The sequence below is a fragment of the Prosthecobacter sp. genome, assembly GCF_044222565.1.
Taxonomy (GTDB): domain Bacteria; phylum Verrucomicrobiota; class Verrucomicrobiia; order Verrucomicrobiales; family Verrucomicrobiaceae; genus Prosthecobacter.
Map to the genome: position 1 here is coordinate 481668 of NZ_JBGANA010000003.1, position 13418 is coordinate 495085.

A 13418-nucleotide genomic window follows, 5' to 3' on the forward strand; every position below is an offset into this window, starting at 1 on the left:
AAATTCAGGAACGAACCTGCTGCGTGCTGCGCCATTGCGCACCAACACGCGGGTCCGCGAGGCTGCGGCAGAGATGCACGAGCGCGTGCGAGTAGCTGGGGAAGGGCGGGCGCTCTCCCTCTGCCTTCGGTTCCAGGTCCGCCGCCAGCGGGGGCAGATACGCATGGGGCATGCCGGCGTGCAGATGGTGCAGGCCGTGGTATGGCTCGTGCAGAAGGGTGAAGGAGACCAGCTTTCCCGCCCAGCCACGCGCCACGATGCTGCGCGTGGAGCCGTTCACCGTGCTGCCCTGCAGGCCCACGTGCTCGATGTATTTCCGCCAGCTCTGCAGGTTTGCCGCCAGCCATGCCGGCGCCACATACAGCCACAAAAGGTAGCGCCATGCGTCCCAATGCGCCGTGGCGCTCAAGATGGCCGTCCACACCACCACGATCAGCACGATCTCCTTCCAGATGCGCAGACGCACCTTCTTGCTGCGGATCGGCGAACCTTTGCGCAGAAAGATGCGCATGAAGAGAAACGGCAGAAACACCAGCCCAAAAGTCAGCTCCGTCACCGCCGCCAGAATGCGCTGCCAGCGCGGCACATTCGGATGCACAAACGGCCACAGCTCCTCGTCCTTCTCGGAGGCCAGGTGCATGTGGTGCAGCTGATGCGCGGCACGGTACAGGCTGAAGCTCAGAAAGCTGAAAACACCCAGCAGGACGCCGTCAAATTCGTTCAGTTTCCGGTTCTTGCGCAGCAGGCCATGAGTTGCCTCATGAAAGCCCACCGCCGCACCGTGCATGAGGTGCGCGGCCACCAGCACGCAGGGCACCAGCAGCCAGGGGGAGGCATCCCGGCGCAGCAGCCAGACCATCACGCCTTCGGTGAGGAAGAACAGGATGACCACGATCTGAAACGCAGAACGGCTCAGCCAGTGCGGCTCATGCGGTTCGACTTCGCTGGCGCTCGTTGGCAGAGTGGTCATCACAGGGTGGTCATGAGGGCAGCGGTCAGGATCTCGGGGGTGCTGCAGACGCTCATCAGCAGGCCGAGATACAGGCGTTGCAGGGTTTGGACGTCCTCTGTGGCGAAGAGGTCAGGACGGTAGAGCCACACGACTTCCAGAGCCTCTCCTTCCTCCGTGAGTTCGCAGGCCAGGTCAAAGCGGCAGGTGCCGGTGGAGCGCATGCGCAGCTGCAAAGACATGCCATTAACGGAAATATCCGGCACAGGGTGGTTTTGCAGTGCAAAACGCACCTGAAACACCGGATTGCAGCCCGGCTTCACCGGCACGCCCAGCGCTTTCACCAGCTCTGCAAAAGGCATGGCATTGGCAAAGGCATCCACGGTGGTCTCGTGCACGGCGCGCACGCGCTCGGAGAAGGTGCGGTCCGGATCAATGCGCCCCCGCAGCGGCACGATGCCGGCGCAGTAGCCCATGGATTCTCGAACCGCCGGTTTGCCACGGTTTGCCACCGGGGTGCCCACCAGGATGTCGTCCTTGCCGGTCCATTTGGAGAGCGTCACCTGAAACGCCGCCAGCATGGTGCTGAAGAGCGTGGCGCCATTGCGCTTGGCAATCTCGCGCACGGTGCGCACGAGCGGAGCAGGCACGGAGGAAACCCAGCGCTGACGTGTCCGTGAGGCTTCGGTAAGCCCGGCTGGCGACTGCCACATAGGCGTGGTGCCCTCCAGCGCGTTTTTCCAATAGGCGCCTCGTTCTGCCAGCAGAGCCGGCTGCCAGTAGGCACGTTCCGCCGCGCCCCAGTCGGTGTAGGACATCTGCAAAGGCGGCAGCGCGGTGCCTCCCTTCAGGCCCAGCAGGTAGGCGGCAAAGAGGTCCTGCACAAAGACCCCCAGCGTCCAGCCATCGGCGATGGCGTGGTGGATGGACACCACCAGCACATGATCCTCCGCCGAGCGGCGGAAGACCACGGAGCGGACGAGCGGGCCGCCCACCATGTCAAAGGGCGTGCGGAAAACCGGCTGCGCCAGATCCTCCAATGCCTCCGGATGCTGCTGTTTGTCCGTCAGTTCCTGAAAGTGCAGCACCTGCCGGCTGCTGCGGCGGATCATCTGCACCGGCTGTTCCTTGCCGGGCAGAAAGGAGATGCGGAAAGCCTCCTGCCGGTCCGCCACCTTTTGCACTGCGGCCTCACACCCTGATTGGGAGATGGGGCCGCGCACGTGAATGAAGGCGCAGATGTGGTTGGAAGGATCACCAGGAGGGACTGGCGCCGCCTCCCAGAGTTCCCGCTGGGGCAGGGTCAGCGGCTGAAGGCGGGCCTCCCCGCTCTCCAGCCATTGCTTCAGGCGCGTTCGAGTATCTTGGGCTTGGGACATGGCGTGGTTTCAGTGTCGGAGTTCCAGTTCGCGGTGAGATCTTCATGGGCGGATTCCTCATCCAGCAGGCGGTCGATTTCTTCGTCAGACAGCGCCTCCAGGTCCACCTCATCGGCCTTGGCAGGTTCTGCCTGCGGCACCGGCGCGGGTGCGGCCGGTGCTGCTGCGCCGCCGCCGACATGTTCTGCGATCAAGGTCACGATCTGGCCGATGGTGCGCGCCCGCATGAGGCTCGCAGGCGGCAGGGCGACACCGATGGCGCTTTCGATCGAGTTTTCGATCTCCACGGCCATTAGGGAATCCAGACCGAGATCCGTGAGCGGCTGGTCATCGCGCAGGGTCTCCGGTTTCACCCTCAAGACACCTCCGACCACATCGCGCACGGCCTGGCCGACGATGCCGGTGCGTTCTTCCGGAGCGGAGGACTCGATCTTGCGCCGCCAGTCGCTCTTGCCACCGGTGGTTTCCGCGCCTTCCACGCCTGCGGCAAAGACGCGCTCAAGCAGCGGGCTTTCCTGGCTGCTGCGGAAGGACTGCCGCCATTTTGCCCAGTCCACACGCAGCGCCATGGCCTGGGTGACTCCAGCCGCGAGGAAAGTTTCCAATAGGCCAACAACTTCGCGCGGAGAGAGCGCCGTGGTGCCTTGACGGGCGAGGAATTCGGCCACGCGCTCGTTGCGTGCCACGTAGCCTTCGCCACCCAGCGCGCCCCAGTTGATGACCAGTGCGGGCAGTCCGAGCGCCTGGCGATGGTGTGCCAGCGCATCCTGGAAGGCATTCGCGGCGGCGTAGTTGGCCTGAGCGGGATTGCCAAAGATGCTGGAGACGGAGGAGAACATGACGAAGCAGTCCAGCGGCAGGTCGGCTGTGGCCTCGTGCAGCAGCCAGGCGCCATAGGCCTTCGGCTGCAGTACGCTCAGCATGCGCTCGCGGTTGAGCGATGCCATGGGTGCGTCATCAATCACCATTGCCAGATGGAAGACGCCGTGAAGCGTCAGACCGGAGTCTTTGATGTCCTTGAACAGCTGCTTTACATCCGCGGCGGAGCCGACATCTGCTTTGGCCACCTGCACCTTCACGCCGCGGGCTTCCAGTTCCTTCACATAGGAGGCGGCATCTGGGGTGCTCGCGCCTTTGCGGCTGGAGAGCACCAGATGGCGCGCGCCGCAGTCGGCCAGCCAGGTGGCCAGGACTTTGCCGAAGCCACCAAAGGCACCGGTGATGAGGTAAGTGCCGTCCGGCTTCACGGTGAAGCCAGGCACCAGCGGCTCGCCACGGCGTGGCACGAAGGGTTCCGGGAAGGAGACGATCACCTTTCCGGTGTGCTTGCCCTGCGCCATGAGGCGGAAGGCGGCGTCAATGCGGCAGGCGGGGAAAGAGCGGAAGGGCAGGGCATGCAGCGCGCCCTGATCCACCAGCGTTGCGACGGTTTTCAGGATCTTGCGTGTTCCTTCCTCATCACCGCTGAAGATGGCATCCATGGCCACGACGTGGAAGGAGGCGTTCTTGCGCAGCGGCCAGAGCGGGATGCGCGAGTTCTGGTAGATGTCGCGCTTGCCGATCTCGATGAAGCGTCCGAACTGCGCCAGGCAGGAAAGGCCCATGGGGATGGCTTCCGCGGCGAGGGAGTTCAGCACGACGTCCACGCCTTTGCCACCGGTGATGTCCATGACGGCCTCGGCAAAGTCGGCACGCCGTGAGTCGATGACGTGACGGACGCCGAGAGTCTTGAGCAGCGCGCGTTTGGCAGGGCTGCCAGCAGAGGCGATAACCTCCGCGCCGAGGTGATGGGCGATCTGGATGGCGGCCATGCCGACACCGCCTGCGCCTGCATGCACCAGGATGCGCTCTCCTGCGCTGAGATGCGCCACGGTGTGCAGCGCGTGCCAGGAGGTCATGAAGACCACCGGCAGGGTGGCGGCGGCCTCATAGGAGAGGCTGGCGGGCATGACCCGCACATCGCCACCGCGTGCCAGCGCGTGCGTGGCCAGGCCAAATACGGCCAGACCGAACACGGAGTCGCCGGGTTTCACATGAGTGACGTCGCGACCGACGGCACGGACGATGCCGGCCACTTCGTCGCCGAAGATGCGGGCGTCCGCCGTTTCGGCAGGATAAAGAGCGAGGGCTTTGAGCACATCGCGGAAGTTCATGCCGGCGGCCTTCACCTCGATGAGCACTTCGCCATCGCCGCAGGCTGGGAGCTTGAAGGGACTGAGGCGCAGGGAGTCCAGGAGACCGCGCTCACGGGACTCGATGCGCAGGGGCACGTCCTGGGAGAGCAACTGCTCACGCGAGGAGAGGCCGCGGCTCACGCGGCGGACGTAGCGGCCGTCTCCACGGAAGGCCACTTCGCGTTCGGGATCCTTTTGCAGCAATTCCTGCCAGATCATGCCAAGATCAGCCATGGAGTCGCCTTGCGGAAGATCGATGCTGCGACAGGTGAACTGGGGGTGCTCATTGGCCACCACACGCATGAGGCCGATGACGGCCGATTGCGCCACAGTGACGGACTGAGCCTGCGATCCCACGGCCTGGGCGGCACGTGTGACGAGGTCCACATGGCGCTTGGCGGCGGGGTTGTTGTCCTCCAGGGCCTTGGTGAGGTGGAAGAGGCCGTCCGTGCCGAGCATGGCGGCGTTTTCATCCGTGCCGGGCTGGGTATCGTCCAGGCTCCAGAGATAAACGAAACGCTCGGGCGGCTGCTCGCTGCATTCCTCCAGAAGGCGCTTCAAGTCCTCCGGTGCCTCAGGGCGGACCATGAAGACGTCGGTGGAGTCCGTGTCAAAGGAGGTGCCGCGATAGGCGATGCGGCAGCGCGCGCCTTTCTTCTGCAACTCACCGGCAAGCTGGTCGCCAAGACCGGAGCGGTCGGCGAAGACCAGCCAGGATTTTTCCGCAGGTGTTTCGAGATCGACCGGCTCGGAGAGCGCGGGTGCGACCCACTGCTTGCGTGCCATGAGGCCGATGAGGCTTTCGCCGCCGCCTTTGCGCAGCAGGCCGGGAAGAGAGGCGGTCTCGCTGAAACCGGCCTCCTGCAGCACGCTCTCCCACTGCGGACGCAGGAGGAGCGGGTGGTGCTGACGCAGATCGCGGTCCGTGAAGCGCCACCAGCCGCTGGTGAGGCCGAAGACGGCATTGAGCCACAGGTGAGGCGTGGCCACTTCGACAAACATCAGGGAACCTCCGGGGGCGAGAAGGTCGTGAATGTTGCGCAAGGTGCCGCGCACATCGCTCACGGCATGGACCACGTTTGAGCCGAGGATGAGGTCGAACGAACCGGCTTCGAGATCCTGCTCCGCGCCGGGTTTTTCGAGATCGAAGATCTTGTACTCCACCTCGGGGAAGGCGGCGAGCTTCTGCTTGGCATGGGGGAAGAAGCCAGCGGAGACATCGCTGAAGACATAGCTGTGGACCTGGCGCTCCAGCAGCGGCAGCAGCTGTGCGGCGAGTCCGCCGGTGCCTGCACCGATTTCCAGAATGCGCAGTCCGCGACCTTCAGGAAGGTGTTTCGCGGCTTCTTCGACGGCACTGGCGATGGCTGCCAGCCAGGTGCTGGAGAAGAGGCCGTCTCCGTAGAACTGATCCAGCAGGTCCGAATTGGCGCCGGTGAAGAGCACCTGCACGGCGTCCTTTTCCCCGCGGAGAATGGGGCCGAGCTCAGCGCTGGCGATCTCGCTGAGCATCACATCCGGCAGGTGTCCGGGGTGTGCTTCCAGGGTGGAGCGGAAGAGCTGCTCGGCGGAGTCCGCTGCGGTGATGAAGGCGGGGGTGGGCAGGTAGCCATCCGGCTTTTTCACCAGGAGATCCCGCTGCACCAGATCATTGAGCAGCTGCTCAAAGGAGGGGCGCATGGACTCGGTCACCCCGAGGGAGTCGGCGGTGAAGATGCCGTCCACACCCATGGCGCTCAAGGCGGCGGCCACATGGGCGGCGGTGAGCTCATCCACGGCGGCGCTGGCGTTTTGCAGGCTCTCACGGCCGCGCATGTCCAGCGCGGAGTCCAGGGCACGCTGGGCGGCGGCATGCAGGCGGGCGAGAGGAGCCGGTGCCAGCGGTGCCGGGCGGGTTTGCGCCAGGGTGCGCTCCCATGCCACATTGTACACCAGGTCGCGGCCTTTGCCGGTCTTGCTGCCGCGGCGGGCGCCTTCGACGCTGATGGCGCGGAAGGCATCGATGCGGACGCAGGGCCTGCCGGAGTCGTCGTAGAGCTCGATGTCTCCTTCGACGAGTTCGTCGTTGGCCGTTTTGACCGCGGCGCGGACGTTGGTGGACGCTCCGGGAGAGCGGAGGAAGAGGATTCTGGCAAAGCGCACGGGCAGTCGCATGCCCGCGGTGCGGCCTTCGACCGTGGCGGCGCCGGCGGAGAAGACCTGCAGCGAGCCGTCAAAGAGGACGGGATGCAGCGGGTAGTCCGGCGACCGGTGGGCGATGGACTCGGACAGGGTGACGCGTCCGGCGGACCTGCCCTCTCCGGCGTTCAGCTCGCGGATGGGGCGGAATTCTTCGCCATAACGCAGGCCCATGTCGCTCATGTGTTCGTAGAAAGTGGCAACATCGACCTCCGGCAGACCAGAAGATGGCACGGCGTGACATGTTGTGGTAGCGAAGGTGGACTCTGTGCGCTCGCCGCGCATGAAGCCGACCACGTGGACGGACCATGAGGCTGCATTTTCAAAACGGCTCTGAATGACAAAGCTGCGCTCAGCGGGGTCATAGGACAGCTCCATCAGCAGGCCGGAGGGGGGATCCGGCACGATGAGGGGTTTGCGGATTTCAAAATCCTCCACGGCGAAGGGTTTGCCCTCGAAGAGCTGAACGCCGGCCTCCATGACCATCTCCACGAAGCCTGCGGCCGGGAAGATGACCATGTTTTCGACACGATGGTCCTTGAGGAAGGCCATGTGGCGATTGTCCAGGCGGGTGAGCCAGGTGGGATTGGCGCGAACGGTTCGCACGTCCAGCAGTCCGCGTCCGCCGGCGGCGAGGCGGCCGTCCCGGAGCTCGGGCGCTTCATGCCACCAACGGCTCTTGTCCCAGGCGTAGGTAGGCAGGGTGAGTATGCGACGGGAAATGGTCATGCCCTTGAACTCGAGGGTGACGCCCGCGAGGTGGAGGTCCATGGCGGTGTCCAGCACGGAGTCGTGCTCGCGCTCACGGCGGACGGAAGCGAGGACGGGCTGCTTGCTTGGCTGATCGGCAAGGCTCTCCTGAATGGAGCGCACGAGTGCGGGATGAGCGCCAAGCTCCAGCCAGATGTCCGCGCCGAAGCCGGCGACGGCAGAGACGGCGGTGGCGAACTCCACCGGCTGGCGAACGCCACGGGACCAATGGTCCGCAGTGCAGGACTCGCCGTCCAGCTGCGTCCCGGTGACGGTGCTAAAGAAGGGAATGGTGGCGGCCTGCGGCTGGAGATCTCCCAGCACGGCCTGCAGCGCATCTGCAGCGGGCTGCATGAAGGCATGATGGAAGGCGTGGCTGACCTGGAGGAAGCGTGCGAAGACGCCCCGGGCCTCCAGTTCTTCAGCGATGGCGGTGAGTTCGCCGCGTGGACCGGAGAGCGTGAGCGAACGCGGGCCATTGAAGGCGGCGATGCTGACAGCACGGCCATGACGGGCGATGACAGCGCGGGCTTCATCCGGAGCCATGCCGACGGCGAGCATGGTGCCGTCCTGCGCGGAGCAGTCGTCCATGAAACGACCGCGGAAGACGATCACTTTGGCGGCTTCCTTCAGCGTGAGAACGCCTGCCACACAGGCGGCTGCGACTTCGCCCACGCTGTGGCCGATGACGGCGGCGGGCTTCACGCCCCAAGACTGCCAGAGTGCGGCAAGGCCCATCTGCATGGCGAAGATGGCGGCCTGAGAAACTTCGGTGCGCTGCATCTGGGAATCGGCTTCCGAACGGGCAAGCTCGGCGACCAGGGAGAAGCGCGCCCAGGGCTTCATGGCGGCGTCGCAGGCCTCGATCATCTGACGGAAGACCGGCTCGTGCTGCATCAATTCGCGGCCCATGCCCCACCATTGCGGTCCCTGACCGCTCATGACGTAAACGACGCGTGGCGGATGCTCCGGCCGCGGGGTGAAGGCGGTGCGTATCTTCGGTCCGGGCTGGCCGGAGGAGAAGGCATGCAGCTCCTGAACGGCCTCCGCCATGGTGCGCGCATTGAGCGTGAGGCGGTAGGAGTGGTGATTGCGCCGGGCACCGAGCATGTAGGTGAGGTCCGGGAGAAGCGGGGAGCTGCCATTGAGATTGGAATGATCATCCAGCCAGGTGCTGAGGCGCCAGGCGTTGGCGCGCAGGGAGGCCTCCGAGCGGGCGGAAAGCACGAGCGGCCAGGAACGATCCGTGGCGGCGTTCAGGATGGCACGCTGCGGCGGTGGCGGCGGTTCTTTGAGAATGACGTGCGCATTGGCACCGCCGAAGCCAAAGGAATTCACACCGACCATGCGCTCACCGGTTTTTCCGGCAAGAGGTTCGGTGGCGGTAGGCACGCGGAGCTTCAGAGCGTCGAAGTCGATGTGCGGGCTGGGCGTCTTGTAATGAAGGCTGGGGGGGACCTGGCCATGCTTGAGCACGAGAGCGGCTTTGATAAGACCGGCAATGCCAGCGGCTGTCTCCAGGTGGCCGAGGTTCGTTTTGCAGGAGCCGATGACGAGAGCATTGTCCTCTTTGCGATCTCCGCAGAGAGCATCCGCAAGCGCGATGGCCTCGATGGGATCTCCCACCGCGGTGCCGGTGCCGTGAGCTTCGACATAGCCGATGTCCCAGGGATCGATCTGCGCATTGTCGCATGCGTCGCAGACGAGGCGGGCCTGGGCCTCGCCGCTGGGGAGGGAGATGCCGTTGGTGTGGCCGTCTTGATTGATGGCGGTGCCGATGATGACGCCCTGGATGGGATCGCCATCAGCGATTGCGTCGGAGAGGCGCTTGAGGACGACCATGCCGGCGCCTTCGCCGCGGACGAAGCCGTTGGCACCGGCGTCAAAGGCCTGGCATTTTCCATCCGGAGACAGCATGCCGGCCTGAGAGAAACCGATGAAGCCGTCCGGATTGATCATGACGGTGACACCGCCAGCCATGGCCGTCTTGCAGCGGCCGGAGAGGATGTGCTCACAGGCGATGTGGACGGCGGTGAGCGCTGATGAGCAGGCGGTGTCCATGGCGAGGCTGGGGCCATGGAGATTGAAGCAGTAGGAGATGCGGTTGGCCGCAATGCTGTGCGCGGTGCCGGTGGGTGTGTGCGGGCTGATGCCGGTGCGGTCCGTGGAGGTGTGCTGCAGGCCCTGGTAGTCATTGTGGGAGATGCCCACGAACACGCCGATGTCCGTGCCCTTTTCCAGATTCAAAACAATGCCGGCGTCCTCCATGGCCTCCCAGGCGGTTTCGAGGAGGAGGCGCTGCTGGGGATCCACATAAGGCGCCTCACGTGGTGAGATGCCGAAGAACTGCGGGTCAAACTGATCAATGCCATCCACAAAGCCGCCGCGCTTGGCGATGGACTTTCCCAGGATGCCGGACTCTGCGTCGTAGAAGCGTTCAACATTCCAGCGGTCGGCGGGCACCTCTGAAACGGCATCGCGCCCATCGATGAGGATTTTCCAAAATGACTCCGCATCATTCGCGCCGCCGGGAAAACGGCAGCCCATGCCGATGATTGCGATTCCTTCGTTAGGGGATGTATCCATAATGTGTGTATTGAGCTGTGCTCAGCGGCCTATTCGGAACTGCGCCGGGGCTTGGCCTTCACGGACTGACGATTGGGCAAAAAAAGTGAGGTTTTCGCCTCATGCGGCCATCAGGAGCGCAGATGTCCGTTGATTTTCATAAACGGGTGGTGGTTTCTCCGATAAGCTTGACAGGCAAAGTCATGAGAAGGCTGTGCTCACGGTTCGGGACGCAAGTTTTCTTGAGGCCGCGCGCGGCTTGTAATCCGTAATGAAGGCATGTGTGGCATCGCAGGAGCATTGGATCTCAAAGGGCAGAGGCCCGTACCGGAAGGCGTCATTCAGCGCATGTCGCGTGCGCTGCATCATCGCGGCCCTGATGAAGAAGGTTTTTTCATCCGGCCGGGAGTGGCGCTGGCATCGCGCAGGCTGAGCATCGTGGGACTGGCTGACGGACAGCAGCCGATGACGAACGAAGACCAGAGCGCGCACGTGGTCTTCAATGGGGAGTTGTTTGACCACCAGGAGCAGCGGGTGAAGCTGGCCGCGCGGGGGCACCAGCTGCGCACACATTGTGACACGGAGATCATCCCGCACCTGTGGGAGGACCATGCGGAAGGGATGTGGGAGCGGCTGCGCGGGCAGTTTGCGATCGCCGTGTATGACATGAAACGGTGGCAGCTCAACCTGGGGCGGGACCGGTTTGGCATCAGCCCGCTGTACTGGACGCGCCAGGGGGACTGGCTGCTGTTTGCCTCCGAGATCAAGGGGATATTAGCTTCTGGTATGGTGACGGCGCGGCCGGACATGCGGGGGATCGACCACATCTTCACCTTTGCGGCGATGCCGGGGCCGGTGACGTGCTTTGAGGGCATTCAGATGCTGCCGCCGGGGCATTACCTGCAGGTGACGCCCGGGAGAGACATGGAGATCCAGGTGCGTCCCTACTGGGAGATGGATTTTCCAAATGCAGGCGATGAAAATCCAGAGACGGATGCGACGAAGCTGGTGGATGAATTTGAGCGGCTGATGCTGCAGGCGGTGGAAAAGCGACTGCGCGCCGATGTGCCGGTGGGTGCGTACCTCTCTGGCGGGCTGGACTCCAGCATGATTGTGGCGATGGCGACGAAGCTGAAGGGACCGGCGATCAACACGTACACGATCCGCGTGGATGATCCGGCGCTGGACGAGCTGAGCGCGGCGAATGTGTCCGCGAAACACATCGGCACGAAGCCGCCGATCGTGCAGGAATTCCGCGCGGAGGATGCGCTGGCGAGCTATCCGGAGCTGATCCATGCGGCGGAGGCACCGGTGATTGACACCTCCTGCGCGGCACTGATGATGCTGGCGCGCAAGGTGCACTCCTGCGGGCAGAAGGTGGTGCTGACGGGAGAGGGGGCGGACGAATGGCTGGCGGGATACCCGTGGTACAAGGTGGCGAAAATCTTTGGCTTCATGGATGCGGTGCCGGGAGTAAGGCTGAGCGACATGGCGCGGCGCGCGTTTCTGCGGATGAACAAGGTTCCGCAGTATCCGGCGGAGTTCCGGCAGCGCACCGAGGATGAAGTAGGCGGGCCGAATGCTTGGATTGACTCCTATGGCGTGCTGGGACTTTCGAAGCTGCGGTTTTATTCGGAGAAGATGCAGACGGCGGTGGGAAACGCGCGGCCGTGGTCTGAGCTGGGGATGAATTTGGAGCGCGCGAAGCAGTGGTCTCCGATCAACCGGAGTCTGTGGGTGGGAGCGCGGGTGACGCTGGCGGGGCATCTGCTGCAGGCGAAGGGGGACCGCGTGGCGATGAATTCCTCCGTGGAAGTACGCTATCCTTTCCTGGATGAAGAGGTCTTTGATTTCACCTCACGGCTGGCCCCGCGCTGGAAGCTGAAGGGCTTCCGCGACAAGCACCTGCTGCGGCTGCTGGCGGAGCGCTGGCTGCCGCCTGAGATCTACAACCGGCGCAAGGTGATCTTCCGCGCGCCGCTGGACAGCTTCCATCTGGATCCGGAGCCGCAATTTGTGAGCGAGCTGCTGAGCGAGGAGTCGCTGCGGCGCACGGGTTACTTTGACGCCAAGGAGGTGTGGTACTGGCGCAAGGCTTTCCGCGAAATGCGTGCAGGATCGGTACCGAGGCTGTCGGTCGAGATGGGGCTTGCAGCGGTGGTGGCCACGCAGCTATGGCACCACACGTTCATCGATGGCGCGTTGGCGGAGCTGCCGACGGAGGTGGTGCGACCGGATGCGCGGCTGATGGCGGCCTGATGTGCGTATCAGGGAAACCCGCAACGGGAAGCTACGGGAAGAAAAATGATAGACATGCCCACTTGGGACCCAATCTGTGATTTACGCAGGGAATCCGTGTAAAATGCGAAGGCATGCGAATGCATCGAAGGCCCAACTTCGGGATGCGACGCGTGGATATAGAGAAGCTCTCCGGCGTTAGAGGCATCAGGGTGACGGCATGGTGTACAAAAGCATTCTTTACAAACACCTTAGCTGTCGATTTACTGAGTACATTGTCACTTTAACTCTTCCTCTTTGAATTATGAGCACCGACCGCCTCCCTGATCTCCTGAAAAAATCGAAGCCATTGATTCTGGAGGAATGGATCCGGCAGCAGCTGGCCAGCAGTGGAGCGCGGGCGGACCTGATCAAAGATACTGAGCTGCGCAAGCAGTCGGAAGATTTTCTGAATCAACTGCAACGCAGCGTGCAGAGCGGAGATGCAGGGGACATCAAGGCAGCGGCGTGGGCGCCGACGCTGGAGCTGCTGGGAGAGATGGCACGGCAGCGGGAGCGCATGGGCTTTTCGCCTTCGGAGACGGCGACGTTCATTTTCTCGCTGAAGGAGCCGCTGCTGGCGCAGCTACGCGTGGAGTTAAAGAAGGATCCGGAGTTGTTGATCGATGAGTCGATCGGAGTTTTTGCGCTGCTGGACAAGCTGGGATTGTACACCACGGAAGTGTACCAGAACTCGAGGGAGGAAGTGATCCGCCGGCAGCAGGAGGAGCTGCTGGAGCTCTCCACGCCGGTGGTGAAGATGTGGGACGGAATTGTGGCGCTTCCGCTGATCGGGACGCTGGACAGCTCGCGCACGAGTGTGGTGATGGAGTCGCTGCTGCAGCGGATCGTAGAGACAGGTTCGGAGATCGCGATCATCGACATCACGGGTGTGCCAATGGTGGACACACTGGTGGCTCAGCACCTGCTCAAAACGGTGGCGGCGGCTAGGCTGATGGGCGCGGACTGCATCATCAGCGGCATCCGGCCGCAGATCGCGCAGACGATGGTGCACCTGGCGATCGACCTGAGCGCGGTTATGACGAAGGCAACGATGGCGGAGGCGCTGAAGGCGGCGCTGCTGCGCACGGGGCACCGCGTGGTGAAGGGAGATGCGCCGAAGGCCTGAGACGAAAGCAGGAGCAT

Annotated in this window: 5 protein-coding genes; 2 read left to right on the top strand and 3 right to left on the bottom strand. The window is 63.7% G+C overall.

Annotation, left to right across the window (positions count from 1 at the left end; translation table 11 throughout):
- Window positions 1–4 precede the first annotated feature (4 nt).
- Genes ACILSR_RS06375 through ACILSR_RS06385 form a run of 3 tightly spaced genes read right to left on the bottom strand, consistent with a single transcriptional unit; the run spans window position 5 to window position 10016 of the window.
- The gene (locus ACILSR_RS06375) at window positions 5–970 is read right to left on the bottom strand and encodes a fatty acid desaturase family protein (RefSeq protein ID WP_395748897.1); all 966 of its coding nucleotides are present in this window, start codon (window positions 968–970) and stop codon (window positions 5–7) included.
- A complete protein-coding gene (locus ACILSR_RS06380) occupies window positions 970–2328 on the bottom strand; it encodes a condensation domain-containing protein (RefSeq protein ID WP_395748898.1) in 1359 nt (452 codons plus the stop codon). The genes ACILSR_RS06375 and ACILSR_RS06380 overlap by 1 nt, the downstream gene beginning before the upstream one ends.
- Window positions 2295–10016: an SDR family NAD(P)-dependent oxidoreductase gene (locus ACILSR_RS06385; RefSeq protein ID WP_395748899.1), complete on the bottom strand. Its 7722-nt coding sequence runs from the start codon at window positions 10014–10016 to the stop codon at window positions 2295–2297. Before ACILSR_RS06385 ends, ACILSR_RS06380 begins: the two co-directional genes overlap by 34 nt.
- A gap of 258 nt (window positions 10017–10274) precedes the next feature.
- Between ACILSR_RS06385 and asnB the strand changes: the two genes are divergently transcribed.
- Together asnB and ACILSR_RS06395 are read left to right on the top strand one after the other, a co-directional pair.
- Window positions 10275–12254 (top strand): asparagine synthase (glutamine-hydrolyzing), encoded by a 1980-nt coding sequence (asnB, locus tag ACILSR_RS06390; protein ID WP_395748900.1) that lies wholly within the window; start codon window positions 10275–10277, stop codon window positions 12252–12254.
- 283 nt (window positions 12255–12537) lie between these two features.
- A complete protein-coding gene (locus ACILSR_RS06395; RefSeq protein ID WP_395748901.1) occupies window positions 12538–13401 on the top strand; it encodes an STAS domain-containing protein in 864 nt (287 codons plus the stop codon).
- Window positions 13402–13418: the final 17 nt, after the last annotated feature.